The organism is Streptosporangium sp. NPDC002524, from assembly GCF_040295985.1.
Taxonomy (GTDB): domain Bacteria; phylum Actinomycetota; class Actinomycetes; order Streptosporangiales; family Streptosporangiaceae; genus Streptosporangium.
This window is the reverse complement of record NZ_JBEOWK010000044.1, coordinates 11,132-25,748: the sequence shown is the minus strand read 5'-3', so window position 1 is coordinate 25,748 and position 14,617 is coordinate 11,132. Positions and strand designations below refer to the sequence as shown.

At 67.3% G+C, this 14,617-nt stretch carries 17 protein-coding genes and 2 pseudogenes; 7 read left to right on the top strand and 12 right to left on the bottom strand.

From position 1 onward, the window contains the following. Positions 1-41: 41 nt before the first annotated feature. The 3 genes from ABT053_RS41325 to ABT053_RS41315 form a co-directional block, all read right to left on the bottom strand. Positions 42-1,133 carry a lipase family protein gene (locus ABT053_RS41325; protein ID WP_350977226.1) on the bottom strand — a complete coding sequence of 364 codons (1,092 nt, stop codon included), beginning with the start codon at positions 1,131-1,133 and terminating at the stop codon, positions 42-44. Positions 1,134-2,162: 1,029 nt separating this feature from the next. Continuing rightward, positions 2,163-2,423 (bottom strand): helix-turn-helix domain-containing protein, encoded by a 261-nt coding sequence (locus tag ABT053_RS41320; protein WP_350977224.1) that lies wholly within the window; start codon positions 2,421-2,423, stop codon positions 2,163-2,165. After that, entirely contained in the window at positions 2,423-2,920 is a 498-nt protein-coding gene (locus ABT053_RS41315; RefSeq protein ID WP_350977221.1) for a DUF2975 domain-containing protein, read from the bottom strand. The genes ABT053_RS41320 and ABT053_RS41315 overlap by 1 nt, the downstream gene beginning before the upstream one ends. 526 nt (positions 2,921-3,446) lie before the next feature. On the opposite strand from ABT053_RS41315, the gene ABT053_RS41310 reads away from it, so the two are divergent. Further along, positions 3,447-3,902 (top strand): GNAT family N-acetyltransferase, encoded by a 456-nt coding sequence (locus tag ABT053_RS41310; RefSeq protein WP_350977219.1) that lies wholly within the window; start codon positions 3,447-3,449, stop codon positions 3,900-3,902. Between the two features lie 172 nt (positions 3,903-4,074). Further along, on the top strand, positions 4,075-4,443 hold the full coding sequence (locus ABT053_RS41305) for a RidA family protein (protein ID WP_350977218.1): 369 nt from the start codon (positions 4,075-4,077) through the stop codon (positions 4,441-4,443). A gap of 200 nt (positions 4,444-4,643) precedes the next feature. Here ABT053_RS41305 and ABT053_RS41300 read toward each other — a convergent pair whose 3' ends face one another. Next, complete coding sequence (locus ABT053_RS41300; RefSeq protein WP_350977216.1) at positions 4,644-5,075, bottom strand: hypothetical protein; 432 nt, start codon at positions 5,073-5,075, stop codon at positions 4,644-4,646. Between the two features lie 905 nt (positions 5,076-5,980). Next, entirely contained in the window at positions 5,981-6,352 is a 372-nt protein-coding gene (locus ABT053_RS41295) for a DUF5997 family protein (RefSeq protein WP_350977213.1), read from the bottom strand. A 55-nt stretch (positions 6,353-6,407) separates the two neighbouring features. Here ABT053_RS41295 and ABT053_RS41290 point away from each other — a divergent pair, with 55 nt between their 5' ends. The 3 genes from ABT053_RS41290 to ABT053_RS41280 all read left to right on the top strand — a co-directional run bounded on the left by ABT053_RS41290 (position 6,408) and on the right by ABT053_RS41280 (position 9,046). Then, on the top strand, positions 6,408-7,136 hold the full coding sequence (locus tag ABT053_RS41290; RefSeq protein ID WP_350977211.1) for a LysR family substrate-binding domain-containing protein: 729 nt from the start codon (positions 6,408-6,410) through the stop codon (positions 7,134-7,136). Between the two features lie 78 nt (positions 7,137-7,214). Further along, on the top strand, positions 7,215-8,333 hold the full coding sequence (locus tag ABT053_RS41285) for a hypothetical protein (protein ID WP_350977208.1): 1,119 nt from the start codon (positions 7,215-7,217) through the stop codon (positions 8,331-8,333). 356 nt (positions 8,334-8,689) lie between these two features. Continuing rightward, positions 8,690-9,046, top strand: coding sequence for a helix-turn-helix domain-containing protein (locus ABT053_RS41280; protein ID WP_350977205.1), 357 nt, complete (start codon positions 8,690-8,692; stop codon positions 9,044-9,046). Positions 9,047-9,073: 27 nt separating this feature from the next. On the opposite strand, the gene ABT053_RS41275 is transcribed toward ABT053_RS41280, so the two are convergent. From ABT053_RS41275 to ABT053_RS41265, 3 genes are all read right to left on the bottom strand, one after another. Then, a complete protein-coding gene (locus tag ABT053_RS41275; protein WP_350977204.1) occupies positions 9,074-9,664 on the bottom strand; it encodes a ClpP family protease in 591 nt (196 codons plus the stop codon). Beyond that, a complete protein-coding gene (locus ABT053_RS41270) occupies positions 9,661-10,287 on the bottom strand; it encodes a ClpP family protease (RefSeq protein ID WP_350977202.1) in 627 nt (208 codons plus the stop codon). The genes ABT053_RS41275 and ABT053_RS41270 overlap by 4 nt, the downstream gene beginning before the upstream one ends. A gap of 320 nt (positions 10,288-10,607) precedes the next feature. Further along, the gene (locus ABT053_RS41265; RefSeq protein ID WP_350977200.1) at positions 10,608-11,249 is read right to left on the bottom strand and encodes a hypothetical protein; all 642 of its coding nucleotides are present in this window, start codon (positions 11,247-11,249) and stop codon (positions 10,608-10,610) included. Between the two features lie 335 nt (positions 11,250-11,584). Between ABT053_RS41265 and ABT053_RS41260 the strand changes: the two genes are divergently transcribed. After that, a complete protein-coding gene (locus ABT053_RS41260) occupies positions 11,585-11,767 on the top strand; it encodes a hypothetical protein (protein ID WP_350977198.1) in 183 nt (60 codons plus the stop codon). Positions 11,768-11,788: 21 nt separating this feature from the next. Here ABT053_RS41260 and ABT053_RS43545 read toward each other — a convergent pair. Beyond that, positions 11,789-11,911: pseudogene (locus ABT053_RS43545) on the bottom strand (IS630 family transposase); the annotation flags it as partial. Between the two features lie 111 nt (positions 11,912-12,022). On the opposite strand from ABT053_RS43545, the gene ABT053_RS41255 reads away from it, so the two are divergent. Continuing rightward, entirely contained in the window at positions 12,023-12,751 is a 729-nt protein-coding gene (locus tag ABT053_RS41255; RefSeq protein ID WP_350977196.1) for a hypothetical protein, read from the top strand. Between the two features lie 108 nt (positions 12,752-12,859). Here the strand turns inward: ABT053_RS41255 and ABT053_RS41250 are convergent. The 3 genes and pseudogenes from ABT053_RS41250 to ABT053_RS41240 all read right to left on the bottom strand — a co-directional run. Beyond that, positions 12,860-13,114: pseudogene (locus tag ABT053_RS41250) on the bottom strand (hypothetical protein); the annotation flags it as partial. Between the two features lie 133 nt (positions 13,115-13,247). Continuing rightward, positions 13,248-13,493, bottom strand: a complete 246-nt coding sequence (locus tag ABT053_RS41245) for a DUF2630 family protein (RefSeq protein WP_350977194.1) — start codon at positions 13,491-13,493, stop codon at positions 13,248-13,250. Further along, positions 13,490-14,254, bottom strand: coding sequence for a pyridoxamine 5'-phosphate oxidase family protein (locus tag ABT053_RS41240; RefSeq protein ID WP_350977192.1), 765 nt, complete (start codon positions 14,252-14,254; stop codon positions 13,490-13,492). The genes ABT053_RS41245 and ABT053_RS41240 overlap by 4 nt, the downstream gene beginning before the upstream one ends. Between the last annotated feature and the right edge of the window lie 363 nt (positions 14,255-14,617).

Sequence of the window (14,617 nt, the reverse complement as noted above, 5' to 3'; positions counted from 1 at the left end):
GACTCACTCCGCGCACGGCTCACTCGCCGTACGGGGAGAAATCAGCGGGGGCTCTGGGCCAGGCGACCGGCGAGCCACTCGACGGCGTCGGGGGCGCCGGCGAACGCGCCGGAGAGGTGTTCCTCGGCCCGTACGTCGGCCCAGGTCACCTCGGCGCCCAGGGCGGTGTAGTCCGCGAACAGTTGCCGGCCGAGATGGGTGGGGACCAGCAGGTCGTCGGTGACGTGGTAGAGGTAGAGCGGCGCGTCCGGTGCGTGACGGCCGTTCTTCTCCCGGTCGAGGAGCTCCCGCCATACGGGCTCGTCCCAGGGCTCCTCACGGATCGTGTGATGGCGCATGGGTTCGGGGAACTCGACGATCAGCCCGGTCACGTCCAGGGTCGCGGCCCGGTTGGCGGCCGCTCTCCCGCTCTCGCTGAGGATCTCGCCTAAGGCGGGGTCTCGGTGGGCGTGGGCCAGGCCGACGAGGACCGCGAGCCCGAGTCCGGAGAACGGTCCCCCGTCGATCGCCTTCACCGCCGCCCGCAGGTCGGGGAAGACCCCGCCCGCCGCCACGCCCCGCAGGTCCAGGTCAGGCGCGTAGGTGGGCTGCAGCTCCGCCGCCCAGGCCGCGTAGCGTCCGCCTTCCGAGTAACCCCAGACCAGCACGGGCCCGCCCGCGGCCAGGCTCCTGTCGAGCCCGGTGGCCGCGCGGACGATGTCGAGCATCGCGTGGGCGCCCGACCGGCCCGCGCCGTAGGTGTGCGGGCCCGGCATCCCGAGGCCTTCGCCGTCGGTGACGGCGACGGCCCAGCCTCGTGCCAGCGCGAGCTCGATCAGCGTGATCTCGATCTCGGTGCCCGACCGCATCAGGTAACTCGGCGCGGTGTCGCGGCCCAGGCCGTGCACGCCGACCCCGTAGCTGAGGATCGGCCGCGGGCCGGTGCCCGGCCAGGCGGTGGAGGGGACGAGGACCGTTCCCGAGACCGCGATCGGCCGGTCGCGCGAATCGGCCGAGGTGTAGACGACCTGCCAGGCGGTGACCTCCGCGTCGATCTTGACCTCGACCCGCCGGGAGCGCAGGAGCTCACCGAGATGGCCGAAGTGGTCGCCCGGCGCGTAGAACGAGTCGGCGCTGGGAGGAGGGACGGACATGACACGACCTTTCTGATCTGGGGGAGGGCGCAGGTGAGCGCTCTTTCATCTGAGAGGAAGACGCAGGTAGGCGCTCTTTCTGATCTGGGAGGGAGGCGCGGGTCAGCGCTTCCGGGTCGTCCATACGGCGACGACGGCGCGAGTACGGCGAGCCCGCCCAGGAGCAGCAGCCCGGCGTAGGCAAGGGTGTAGGCGTCGATCACCCAGGCCGGCCCGGCGTTCGACAGGGCGAATTCCCGCTGCATCGCGGGCAGGGTGAGATTGACGCCCGTCACATCCAGGACCGCCATCGACTGCGCCGCGCAGATGAGCGATATCGCGAACGCGCTCAGCCGTTTCCCGGACCTCCCGAGAACGTTTACCGCGGTCATCGCCGTCTCTCCTTCGCTGTGAGTGCCTCGGGGTTGAGCGGTGGGTGTCTTGAGGTTTGCAGTGGGTGCTCCGAAGTTGTGCGGTGGGTGTCTTGAGGTTCGCCACGGGCGCCTTGAGGTCGCGGGAACCGTTCACCATCCGCTTATCCACATCCACATCCACATCCGCCCATCCGCTCGACCACGGAAAGGCGACGCCGTATGGAACGCGCCGATCCACCCTTCAGGAGAAAGGCGGGCAAGCCGGACACCCCTAAGGTGTTCCATCCGGTTCCACCCCCCGTTCCATCCCGGGACCTCTCTCCTCCGCGCCCACTCCGGCGAGCCGCAGGGAGGGGGCGAGCGGGGAACGACCACCGGCGACACAAGGCATCGCGGACCCGGTGTCCGGGCGGGAGGCCACGCGACACCGTCCCCGGAAACACGAAAGGCCCCGGCCTGCCGAAGCAGGTCAGGGCCTTTCCGGGGTTCGTCTTCGAAAGGGTCTCGCTCAGAGCGGTGACACCGTGGGTGTGATCACCGCTTCACGGGAGGCTCGGCCGGGCTCCGGGTTCACCCGACGGCCTGCGGGGCGAGGTCGCGCATCGGCCCGTCGACACCGGTTGAGCACCGAGAGCCGCGACGCGCGGGCCGCGACCACCGTCGCCGACGGCCCGCGTCACCCGTTCGCGGCGTCCACCGCGTCCACGGTGTCTTCGTTGTTCTCCGTGGCGTCCCCGGCCTCCCAGCGCAGCAGGTCTCCGGGCTGGCACTCCAGCACCTCGCAGAGCGCGGCGAGCGTCGTGAAGCGCACCGCCTTGGCACGGCCGTTCTTGAGCACCGCCAGGTTGGCGGGCGTGATCCCGACACGGTCCGCGAGCTCGCCCACGGACATCTTCCGCTTGGCCAGCATCACGTCGATGTCGACGGTGATCGGCATCAGATCACCTCTTCCAGCTCGGCCCGCATCCGCGCCGCCTCGACGTCGCGCGCGACGGCCTGGGCGAGCAGCATCCGCAGCACGAGCACGATGAGCGCGACCCCCAGGATCGCCACGACGACCCCGCATATCAGGAGGACCACGCCCGGGGGGACGGGTTCCCCCGGCGCCAGGAGCACCGCGAACGCGAACACCAGGAGGGCCGCCGCCACGAGCGCGCCGATCACGACGTGCACGTACCGGAAGGCGGCGTGGGAGAACACGGTCCCGCGTCGCACCATCGTCACCAGCCGCCATACGCAGACCAGGACGACCTGGGCCGCCACGACCCCCAGGACCGTGAGCACGAGGAACGGGACGCGCAGGTACGCGAAGTCCGCGTTGAGCTCCTCCATATCGGCGGCGAGCAGCGGCACCATCACCGTCTGCACGAACACCGAGCCCGCGAGCAGCGCCACGAGCACAGCGCGCAGCGCGAGCACTGTCAACTTTCCCATCGTCTCCCCTTCGATCGACTAGCGATGAAAATATATCGATATTCGATAGGTACGACAAGAGGAGAGCTATTCCAGCAGGAGAAGACCGGCCGAGCCCCTCGGCTCCGGCCGGCCTTCACGTTGAACGGTGAACGGTGAACGGTGAACGGTGAGGCGGACGGCCCCGGCCATGACGGGAGTTCCCCATCCATCACCGGGAGCCGTTCGCCTCCGGAGGTCACGTACTCGCTCGCTCGCTCGCCAACCCCGCAGCGCCCAGAAACGGCCGGGGCCGTACGTCAGGAGTTCCGGAGCGCTGCGACCCGCAGGTCGTCGAGGATGGCCGGGCTCATGCATGCGGAGGCCGATCATGCCGGTCGCCAGCCGAAGGACACCGGCATGACGTCCAACGTGGTCGCTCCCAGAGCGCCTCTCGTCGCCTCGCACCCCCTCCCTTCCAGGCAGCCGGGAGATGTTCCAGGTGGCCGAGAATGTGAGGTGGCACCCGCAGGAGCGAGGCTTCGAGGCCCCGAAGAAAGGCCCGCACATGAAAATCGTGCTCGACGACCTCTCCGGTCCGGAGATCGCTGGATTTCTCGACGAGCATGTCCAGGAGATGCGATCCACCACGCCCCTGGAGAGCAAGCACGCCCTCGATCTGGACGGGCTTCGCAAGCCCGAGATCACGTTCTGGTCGGTCCTGGACGGTGACACCCTGGTGGGCTGCGGTGCGATCAAAAGGCTGGACGCGAGCCACGCCGAGGTGAAGTCGATGCGCACCGCACCGGCGCGCAAGCGGAGCGGAACCGCGTCCCTGCTGCTGGAGCACATCATCACCGAGGCGAGGCGCATGGGCTTCACCCGGCTGAGCCTCGAGACCGGCGCGACCGAGTTCTTCCTGCCCGCCCGGAAGTTGTACGAGAAGTTCGGGTTCGACTACTGCGAGCCGTTCGCGGACTACCGACCCGACCCGTACAGCGTGTTCATGACAAGGGCGCTTTGAAGGACCTTGATCTACGAGAAGCGGAGAGGAACCCGGTCACCGGCGTACGAGCGCACGCGAGGCCACTTCGGGACAGGCCGGGTGCATGTGGCGCGGCATCTAACCTTTTCCTGAAAAAAGCGACATGAAAATCCGTTCGGCCCACGAGGCCGAGCGGTCTATGGTGCCTGCCATGCAGATCGCCACGGTGAATCCTCAGCCACGTTCCTACAGCCAGGGCGTCGTGGTCACCGACGCCACGAGACTGCTGTTCGTCAGCGGCCAGGTTCCGGAGGACGGCGACGGGCACGTCCCGGAGGACTTCGACGACCAGTGCAGGCTGGCCTGGCGCAACGTACTGTCCGTGCTGGAAACAGCGGGCATGACCGTGCGCGATCTGGCGAAAGTCACCGTCTTCCTGTCCGACCGGCGCTATCGAGAGGCCAATGCCCGGATCCGCCACGAAGTCCTCGGCGGCCACAGTCCCGCCCTGACCGTCATCATCACCGGCATTTACCACGAAGCCTGGCTGCTGGAGATCGAAGCGGTCGCGGCGGCCTGAGCACGGGAAGCGGAACGGCGGCCCTCCCGTGTTGCGAGCGGGGCACGAGATGATCCCCGGGGTGCGAAATCTCCAGGGCGCGAGATCTCCTCGATCACGAGATCTCCTCGGGCGCCACATTTCCTCGGGCGCGAGACCTCCTCAAACACCAGGTCTCCCCAGGCGCCAGACCTCCTCAGGCACCGGATCCCCGAGCCGCGTCACGAAGGGAGCCAGGACGGCCACCAGGGCGGCTCGCAGTCGCCGGTGATCCCTTCGGTGGCGACGTCGTGAACGATCACGACTATCGGCCCGGCGATCGAGACCAGGACGGCCAGCGGCGTCAGAGTCGCCTTCAGCAAACCGTTGTCCGCGAGCCGCGGCAGGCGGGAAAGCAGAATGACCGGCAACGAGGCGAGCAGCGAGATGCCCGAAATGACGGGAAAGACAATGAACCGGCTCGTCGCCCAGATCAGACCGGCCAAACTCTCCGCGGCGCTCGAATCACCGAGACAGTAACCCTGCGCCCTGACCACCAGAACGATATCCAGGAAAGTTCCCAGCGTCGCACACGTCAACGCGACAATCGCCGATACCCCACAGCCCGTGGCCCAGAGTACATCACTCTCCCCTGAGGAATTTCGCTCGGTCACGGCGCCATCAAAACAGACGCCCATGCTCTTTGAGCGCAGGGAATGTGAGGATACGGTGCAGATCCCCCTCAGTCATCCCTCACGGATGTCCCGTGCGCCCGGCTGGGCACGATCCCGACGAGCCGACCTGTCGATCCCTGCCCAGGCTGCGGGAGACGACGTGATCCAACGCCACCCCGAGACGAAGATCGGCACCCACGCACCGGATGACACCGGTCTTCGCCCATGAGCGATATCACGGCCCCCGAAGAAAAACGCGGCGCCGACACGAAGCCTCCGGAGAGTCAGAAGGCGATCGAGCCTGACAACACCGTTTTCGGCAGTCGGTGGCCATTATCAGGCCCGAAGCGGCAAATTTCCATTTACACAATTCCCAGAAAAATTATCCCTCGCGTATCCGCCGAGCCCAATGGCCGTCGCGTGAGAGAACTTCTCGGCGGATCTCTCGCCGATCTTGGATACCGTAATTCGGCTATGAATTACGGAAGGGTTCACGAAGCGGTCGCCAAGAGATGGAACGAGAACGCGCTGCCCAGCCTTTCCGGCCCGGTGAAGACACCCGCGTTGTCGGCCGCCTCCGCCGCCGACTCCGACCGAGAGAGCGACGGCCGTCTCCGCGCCGCCGCCGACCACGTACGGGACTGGATGGCCTGCCGGGCACCCGGTGTGAGGTCGTCCGGTTCGTCGTCACCGACGCGCTGGGAGCCGACTCCAACGTGCGCGTGCTCGGCGAATGGCCGAACATCGCGTTCGCCGGGCAGGTGACCGAGGCCGTCGCGCACATCCTCGACGCGCACGCCCGCGGCTGACCATTGGCACCGGGAAAGAAGGTGGCGGCAGTCTCAAGGCGCGTCCGGGGTCAGAGACGCGCGGGATCTCAGCGCTCCAGCGTCGATCCCGGCCGTCTAGCGCTGCTTGAGGCGGAGCGCCTCTTTGCGTACCTCGACCTGGAGGGCCCGCTCGCGCTCCAGCCACGCCGGGTTCTCCGCCTTCAGCGCCTCGATCTCAGCGGTGGTGAGCGGTTCGGTGATCCCGCCTCTGAGCAGGCCCGCGATGGAGACCTTGAGCTTCGCGGCGATGACCTGCTTGGAGTGCGGGCCATCGCGGCGCAGGTCAACGAGCCAGGCGGGCGGTGTCGACCGCAGTTCGTTCAGCTCTTCCCTGGAGACGACGCTCGCCTGGAACTCGGCGGGAGTCGCCGAAAGAGGGACACCCAGTTTCTTGGCCGCGGTCGCGGGCTTCATCGTCTGGGAGGTCTTCGGTTTGGGCGAGGTCATGGCGTCAAGGGTAGCCAGCCGGAACGGGTTCCCTCGCCATCGGTACCCTGGGGAAGTGACTGATGGAGAGACCGGCAGGACGTTTCGACTGGCCTACGTACCCGGGGTGACACCCGCGAAATGGGTCAACGTCTGGATCGAGAGAACGCCCGACGTGCCGGTCACCCTGGTCGCGGTCCCCGCCGCCGAGGCGGTGGCACTCCTGCGGAGCGGCGGCGCCGACGCCGGATTCGTCAGGCTGCCGGTCGACCGGGACGGGCTCAGCGTGATCCCTCTCTACGTGGAGACCACGGTGGTCATGGTGCCCAAGGACCACGCGGTGGCCGCCGCCGATGAGGTGACCATCGCCGACCTCGCCGACGACGAGGCGTTCCATCCCCTGGACGACATCGTCGAGTGGACGGTCCGGCCTGGGCTGCCCGCGTTCACCCGCCCGGCCACAACGGCGGAAGCGGTCGAGCTTGTGGCGTCCGGCGCCGGGATTCTCCCGGTTCCGCTGTCGCTGGCGCGTCTCCACCACCGCAGGGATCTCACGTACCGGCCGGTCTCGGACGCGCCGCAGTCCCAGGTCGCGCTGGCTTGGCCCACGGACGCGACCACTGACCTGGTGGAGGATTTCATCGGCATCGTCCGCGGCCGGACGGCGAACAGCTCACGGGGCCGTACCCCCGCCACCCCCGTGAAGAAACCGGCACAACGGCAGGCACAGAAGCCCGCACAGAACGGCTCCGGTCGCCGGGCCGTACCGTCCGGTCGCAAGAAGAAGGGCAACCGGCCCCGGTGACCCGCGGACGAAACCGCCCCTGACCCGGTCATACGTGGTCGTCTCTATCCTCCTGGAATCATCATGTAGCTTCTGCGCATGGGGCGGAGATTGTCCGGAGTGATCGGGAGATTTCCGGCGTTGGTCCTGGTGTGCCTGGTGGGCTGCACCTCCGCACCCGGGGCCGTGCGGCCTGCCACCACGGCCCCGCAGGTCACGGCGAGCCCCGCCCAAAGCCGCTACGGACCCTTCTCCGGCCAGCCGCTCGGCCCCGGTAGCGGGATCCGCCTCGTCGTCCGTGGCAACGATCCGGCCGATCCGGCCCCGGCGATACTGAACGTCGACACCGGTGCCCTGACGCCCGTCACGGGCCTGCCGGATCCGGACCCGCGCCTCACCTTCTCGACCTTCGTCCACGGCGGGCACGTCGTGATCACGGTGAGCGGACCGGCGGCCGACCAAGGACGGCTGTACCTGCTCAAGGACGACGAGGCACGCGAACTGGCCACCGGCTGGTACGCGTTCCCCGCCTTCGACGACTCCGGCTTCTGGATCACGGACCGGCCTGCCCCCGGCGGTCCGTGTACGGTGCGGAAGCAGGCCGAGGACGGGAGGCTCCTGCGCCGTCCCCGCTGGAGCCACTGCGGCGCGCTGCCGTTCCTCGACACGCCGTACGGCCTGCACATCAGGCACAGGGACGAGTCGATCCTCCTGACCCACGACAGTCTGCGGAAGACCGTCAGATACCCCCAGATCGTCGCGGCGACCTCCCGGGAATTGCTGGTGAGGCAGCCGGGCGGGAACCTCGCCCTGGTGGTCCCCGGCACCGAGAAGGAGCGGGCGATCAGCAGGCCGGCCGGAGCGGGCGAGATCAAGGACGGCGAGGCCGGCCCCGACGGCAGGTACATCGCCGTCCCGTTCCTCGCCCCCACCGCTGGGCCGCACGAACATCTCGACGTCTGGGTGCTGGACACGAGGACCCTGGAATGGGCACGCCTCCCGTCGATGCCCGTGCCCGTCGACGTCAAGACCCGCGTGATGCGCTGGACACCGGACGGCCGGCTGGTGCTCGCGGGTGCCTTTGTCACGACCACGGACGCCTATCCGCGGGAAAGCGACTACGCCGGCATGATCGCCACCTGGAGCCCCGGCGAGCAGGCGCTGTCCATCAGGCGACTCCCCGTGACCTGGCAGACCAGTCTGGCGATCATCCCGTAGGGAACGGAGCCGGTTCCGCACCGGGCGGCGTGCGCCTCCCGGCAACTCCGGCCGGGCGAGCCAGGCGAGCCGGGCGAAAAGCCCCGACAGCCGGAGCTGGGCCGACGGTTCGAAAGCGAAAAGCGTCTCGTAATTCGCGTGGCGCGGGATCCGGGCTCCTCCGCCCCGCCGGGCACAGCGAGTCCGGATTCTCATGAGGTGGGGCCGCTCACCGGCAGGGCCCGGGAGGACGGGAGGCCATCTCGCGATCCTCGCCGACCTCGCCGACCTCGACGGGCGGGACGGAGGAGGCGGGGACGGTTCCGCTCTGCGCGAAGCCCGCAGAACTCGAACGCGCCGTCTATCTATGGTGAGACATGGCCTCCTCTGTCCCGCCGCTGCGCCCGGCGATCGATCGGACCGCCCCCAAGCCGTCTCCGGCTCGCGAGCCGCTGTGGCGGCACGCGCTCGGTGAGTGTCTCAGAGGTCTTCGGCACGACCGGGGCGAGAAGTTGAGCGAGACGGCGCGTCGCGCCGGTGTCTCGCCGCAGTATCTCTCCGAGATGGAACGAGGCCTCAAGGAGCCGTCGAGCGAAATGATCGCCGCGGTCGCCGGCGCGCTGGACGTCACCCTGGTCGATCTGACCCTCGCCGTCGCCGACAGCCTGCGCTCCGCTCAGAGCGGCGCGTCGAGAGGTGCCACCTGCTCGACGGCGTACGCCCTGGCCGCGTAGCGTCGCCCGCCGGGATCGTCCGCGAGCCTACGAACGCTCCTCGATGATCTCGTCGATGAGCCCGTACCTCAGGGCCGCGGTCGCGGTGAACACGCGATCGTGGTCGGTGTCGGCGCGCAGGGTCTCGATGGTCTGGCCCGTGTGCCGTGACAGGATGCGCTCGATGTCCGCCCGGACACGTACGACCTCGTCGGCCTGCAGGATGAGGTCGGGGATCGTTCCGCGCCCCTGAGCCGCCGGCTGGTGCAGGATCACCCGTGCGTGCGGGAGAGCGGCCCGTTTTCCTTCGGCACCCGCGGCGAGCAGGACGGCACCCACCGCTATGGCCTGTCCGACGCAGGTCGTCTCCACCCGCGGGCGGATATAGCGCATGGTGTCGTAGATCGCGAGCATCGCGCTCGGATCTCCGCCCTCGCAGTTGATGTAGAACTGTATGTTGCCATCAGGATTGTCCGACTCCAGGAAAATGAACTGCGCGATGAGCGCGTTCGCGACGCCCGCGTCGATCGCGGTTCCCAGATAGACGATTCGCTCGGTGAGCAGGTGCGAGTAGACATCCATGATCCGCTCGCCACGGGAATCCCGGGCGATGACGTTGGGGATCGTATAGGTGGTCACTGGCCGGCTCCTTCGGTGACGCCGAATCCGAGCCGCGGACGATCGCGTGGCGCGATTTCGTGGAAGTTTTGGACGATCGCGTCTATGAAGCCGTATTCCAGTGCCTCCTGCGCCGTGTACCAGCGATCGTGCAGAGAATCCTCGAATATGCGCTCCACGGGCTGACCCGTGTCCTCGGCGATGAGACCGAGCACCGTGTCGCGAGTGTGCCGAAGGTCGCCGGCCTGCAGTTCGATGTCGACCGCGGTGCCGCCGATCCCGGCCGATCCCTGGTGCATCAGGACACGTGAGTGCGGCAGAGCGCGGCGTTTCCCCCTGGCCCCCGATGACAGCAGGAATTGCCCGGCACTGTAGGCGATGCCCAAAACGAGGGTCGACACGTCACAGGGAATGAGCCGAATGATGTCACGAATCGCGAGCATCGACGGCACCGAACCACCCGGGGAATGAATCCACAATGCGATATCGGCCGACGCGTCCTGCGTGGCGAGTGCCATCAATTGCGTGGCGAGCAATGTCCCGTTGTCGTCGTCGAGAGGACCGTCGAGAACGAGAACACGCTGCTCGTAAAGCTGATGTCTTACCCGCGCGTTGAAAAGTGGAGGTCTCGATTCTTCGCTCATGCGTCCATCATGTGCGGCGCCCCGGAGCGGCGTCGACACGATCCGCCTGGGGCAGATCTGCTCTGAGCAGCGTGAACCCGGTTTCCGGCCCGGTTCGCAGCATCACGGCCGGGAACAGGCCGAGGCGAGCGCCCCTCCTGCCGCTCGCGCCTTTCCCCGCGGACTCGCCCGGTTCGACGCCGGCCGTCGTTTGAGCAGGGACGGCGTGGTCGTCTCCTTGTCACGAATAACCAGCCCTGACCTGGGCGTGAGGTCCACGACCGACCACCGTTGTCCGGCCCCGTCCAAGGGCGTTGTCGCTCAGCTCATCACCCGCGGATTCAGAAGTTCTCGCGCCACAGATACCAGGGGCCGTAATAGTGCTCGACATCGGGCTCGTACCCCTCTTCCTCCGGCAGCGCCGGTTCGCTGTGCGGGCTCCACATAACGCCCTGCTGATGGATGCCGTCTCCCCCACCGGCCAGCGCGAAGCGCACCGTGTTCCCATGCCGCGCGGCCCAGGAGACATCGAACAGCCCCAGCGTTCCCGGCCCCATTCTCCAGTCGGCGCTTCCCGCCACCGCCGACCGCGCGACCGTCTCGAAGCTCTCTGCCGACAGAGCGAACCTGGACTTCTTCAGTTCTCCTACGGCGGGCAGCGCGAGCACCAGGATCCCGATGAGCGGTGGCGCCGCCCAGCGCGAAAGGTTCCGCCCGACACCCGGCCGGCTCGCCGGGTTGAAGAGCGCCACTGCGAGACGAACGAACCAGATCGCGCCGAGCACGAGGAAGACAAGGAGCGCGGGCAGCACCCAGAGAGGGCCGCTACCGGGAAAACTCGCCTGATACAGGAGCAGGAGGCCGATGACCGCCAGCGACCCGATCAAAGGGAGCCCCGGCGCACCGGCCGAACTCCTCGGAGACCGCTCTTTCAACGTCATGGCAATTCCAACCAGGGTCGGCCAGGGCATCTCATGATCCACGCGAATCCTATCCACGGTTCCCGGCAGGCACAGTGCACGGAAGCCGAACCGCCGATCACGGTTCAGAAAACGAACTTTGAAACGTTCTGGACGTCTCTGGAACGCGATGAGTTCGTCACTCGAACGGAATGACGCTTACTCCATGTCGACCCCCCTAATTCTGGAGGACCTCCGGGCGGCTTTTCCCGGGTGGCGCACTTGACATAGTTATGCGGGTTGTCTGTGAGTCACCCGGAGCGGTCGGCACCTACCGGTGAAGAGGTGAATCGCGGCCTCCATCAGACGATCGACGCCGAACTCGCCCAGCGGCTCCGCGACCAGGAGGGGCTGGAGTCATGAGCACCCTCGACAGGAAAGAGCCGGCCCAACGGTGCCCGGCCGCCCCGGCCGCTGAGCGCCTGTGGTTCGGCCTCGAACACTGCGGCGTCACGGCCGACATCCGCCAGGGCTACGGCGTCGCCCTGCTTTTCGTCTGGACCGATCTCGTGGCCTGGACGGACAGGCTCGCCTACCGCTGATGGACGGAGAAGATCTCGGCGAAGACGGGCCGCCCGCGGGGGTCTGATGCCTCCGGCGAACATGTCCGCCGCCCGCGACCGCGGTTTCTGCCGTTGTTTCCGGACCCGCGCAGACAGCCCTCCGCTTCTGTCTGAATACCTCACACATCCAGGTTTCCACCCGCGAAAACAATCGTGATCACGGGGATCGAGCCTGTCACGCCTGTATTTCTTGATCGGTAGTGGAGTAGGCGATGAGCAGATGTCGTAGTTCTGATGGCGGGCGCCGATCTGGGCGGCTCCTGGGATCGCGTCGTCGATCTTCTGCTGTGGCTTCCGCTGATTGTCAATGTTTCTCGCAGAGCTTTTCACGGCTCGTGTACCCTGGGTGAGTCCCGGCCTCTTCCTTATCAAGGACCCGGAGGTGGTTGTCATTTGGGTGAGTTAGTGCCAACCGTTATCGGTCTTGTTGGTGTCGTGATCGGGGTGCTTGTCGGCGCCTGGCGGCAATCACGACTTGAGCAGGGCAACTGGCTGCGCGACGACCTGAGGCTTTGGCAGCGGGACCGCAGGGAGTCGTACCTCAAGCTCGTCCATGCCGACGATGAACTGTACCGTTGTGTGATCCGGGACTTGCCTGACCCGCCACCTGGGCAGCCAGTGACCGATGCTCGAACAGCGGGTCCTGGTGAAGTAATTCCGCCACTCGCCACGGACGAACGCGCCGAGCTGCTCCAGGCATTTGACCGCCTCTGGCGTGCGAAGCGCGAAATCGAGCTTCACCATTTGACGGACGACGCACTCTTGGTGGCAACCAACAGGCTCACACTCAAGGACGCCGAACTGGTGAGCCTTACGCTGTTCGACTTGGCTCGCCGCCCTGAAGACGCGCAAGAAACAACAGTACAAATCCAAGACGCACTGAAGGAACGGCGTGACTTGATCGACAAATTCATACAGGAAGCACGGACGGCTCTGAACGTCCCGCGTAACCGGAGTGCTTGATTCGATTTCGGGCCTGTTCGCTTGTCCGTGTCTCGCCAAGGTCGCAGAGGTAGGCGTGATCTCCGCCATCGTGCAATGCCACGCCGCTTGTCGACGTGGGGCGCGCCGCTACCGGCGGACCGGCCCGGCTCGGGAGGCCGCGCCGCCGGCGACGGTGACGTGTTCCCATCCCTGCTTGGCGGGATCATAGGTAGGGCTGAGCAGGTCTTCGCGCTCTGAGCCGCCCATGAGAATGAGGCGGCGGCGGTCAGGGGTGGGGCGGACGAAGGTGCCTCGACCACGGGTGACGGCGAGCAGGCCTTCCCCGACGAACCGAGCGATGGCCTTGCGGATCGCCGGGCGTGAGATGGCGCACTCGCTGGCGAGGGACGCTTCGCCCGAAGTGCCCGTCCTGTCGAAAGTCGCTCACCCGATCAGCCGCTCAGTCGTCACCCGATCAGGTGTAGCAGTCGTCGGTCAATCATGCGGCAGAGCCAGTTCGAACCCTGTCCCCGGCCTACTGCCAGTAGCTCTTGACCACTGAAGCGGACCGGGGGACGGCCTCATCGGGGTCTCCGCCGAAGTCCCGCTTCGCGCGACGTTGGCGGAGAAGGTCCCAGCACTGATCGAGTTCAGCCTCGACCGCGTGCAGCTCATGGTGTTCGGTCCGTTCGTCCAGGGAGCCGTCCGCCCGATCACTGCGCAACTTGTGCTCACGATCGACCAGTGCGGTGATCCGGTCCAGGATGTTGTCGTCGTTCATCGGCTCTCCTCCGATTGTCGCGGCTGGGATAGACGTGTCCCGGGGTCCGACAGGAATGATGCGACCTGGACACGAAGAAGGTCGTTCTCGGCCTCCAGGGCGTCAATGCGGTGCCGGAGCGGTTGCAGCAAGGGCGCCACTTCCTCGGCCGTGTAGCGCGGAGTGATGTGCTGAGGGCAGTTCCAGTCGAACGCCTTGACCTCGACGCGCACCTCACGTTCGACGATCGCCCGGTACCCCGGGACCGCGGACGCACCTGACGACGGTCCTCGGTGGCGTACGTCGTCGATGGTCGCGACTCCGAAGATCTTGAGGCGCAGCCGGCGGGCGTAGTCCATGAAGATGATGGATACGCGCGGGTCGTGCGCCACGTTGCCGGTGCTGATGTACTGACGATTGCCCCGAAAGTCGGCCCAGGCCAGGGTGTGCTCGTCGGGGGTCGTCACGAATCCCGGTGGGCCGCCACGGAACTGGACGTACGGCCAGCCGCCGGTGGCGACCGTCGCCAGATAGAAGCCGTCCCGCCCGGCGATGAAGTCTCGTTCGGTGCGGCCCAGGGGATCCTTGATCTGATCGAGTCCATCGGTCTCCGCGGCCTCGGTGTCCGGAGCCGAGCCCGTCCCGTCCGCCGCCCCGATGCTCGAAGGCCTCGGGCCGGCGAGACGCCGGTCCGTGCGGTGGACGGCGGTCCGGCTTCCGTACCGGTCCTGCGCGTCCAGGACCGGGTCGGTGAACGCGATCGAATGGTAGTTGCGGCTCATCTGTCCCCCTCGTCGGAGCGAGCCTCATGCCCGCGGTCTGCTTGATCTGTTGCGATGTGGGAAAGGCCGCGACCGGGCGGCCAGGTCACCGAAGCTACGTGGGTGCGGTGGAGGAAGAGTGAAGACCCTGTGCACCGTTGCGCCGAGCCGGCGGCACCGGCTGCCGGGATGAGACATCCCATGACCACTCAGGGGCGTCTTCGTTCGAACAGCCTCGGACGAGCCGGGCGAGGTCCGGCAGGTTCTCGGCCGCGCACGTCACCGGGCCGGGCGGCGCCGGGGCGGGCGGCCCCGGGCACCCAGAACGCGGCGCCCACCAGGGAGGGGTGGGCCCGAAGGGCGGGGCGGTAAGGGGCGCGGCGG

Excerpts from the sequence above, each read along its gene's own strand:
- ABT053_RS41270 (WP_350977202.1), bottom strand. The coding sequence starts at position 10,287 with ATGAGCGAAGAATCGAGACCTCCACTTTTCAACGCGCGGGTAAGACAT.
- ABT053_RS41285 (WP_350977208.1), top strand. The coding sequence starts at position 7,215 with ATGGGGCGGAGATTGTCCGGAGTGATCGGGAGATTTCCGGCGTTGGTC.
- ABT053_RS41295 (WP_350977213.1), bottom strand. The coding sequence starts at position 6,352 with ATGACCTCGCCCAAACCGAAGACCTCCCAGACGATGAAGCCCGCGACC.
- ABT053_RS41255 (WP_350977196.1), top strand. The coding sequence starts at position 12,023 with ATGGCGGGCGCCGATCTGGGCGGCTCCTGGGATCGCGTCGTCGATCTT.
- ABT053_RS41315 (WP_350977221.1), bottom strand. The coding sequence starts at position 2,920 with ATGGGAAAGTTGACAGTGCTCGCGCTGCGCGCTGTGCTCGTGGCGCTG.
- ABT053_RS41245 (WP_350977194.1), bottom strand. The coding sequence starts at position 13,493 with ATGAACGACGACAACATCCTGGACCGGATCACCGCACTGGTCGATCGT.
- ABT053_RS41240 (WP_350977192.1), bottom strand. The coding sequence starts at position 14,254 with ATGAGCCGCAACTACCATTCGATCGCGTTCACCGACCCGGTCCTGGAC.
- ABT053_RS41305 (WP_350977218.1), top strand. The coding sequence starts at position 4,075 with ATGCAGATCGCCACGGTGAATCCTCAGCCACGTTCCTACAGCCAGGGC.
- ABT053_RS41280 (WP_350977205.1), top strand. The coding sequence starts at position 8,690 with ATGGCCTCCTCTGTCCCGCCGCTGCGCCCGGCGATCGATCGGACCGCC.
- ABT053_RS41260 (WP_350977198.1), top strand. The coding sequence starts at position 11,585 with ATGAGCACCCTCGACAGGAAAGAGCCGGCCCAACGGTGCCCGGCCGCC.
- ABT053_RS41325 (WP_350977226.1), bottom strand. The coding sequence starts at position 1,133 with ATGTCCGTCCCTCCTCCCAGCGCCGACTCGTTCTACGCGCCGGGCGAC.
- ABT053_RS41320 (WP_350977224.1), bottom strand. The coding sequence starts at position 2,423 with ATGCCGATCACCGTCGACATCGACGTGATGCTGGCCAAGCGGAAGATG.
- ABT053_RS41310 (WP_350977219.1), top strand. The coding sequence starts at position 3,447 with ATGAAAATCGTGCTCGACGACCTCTCCGGTCCGGAGATCGCTGGATTT.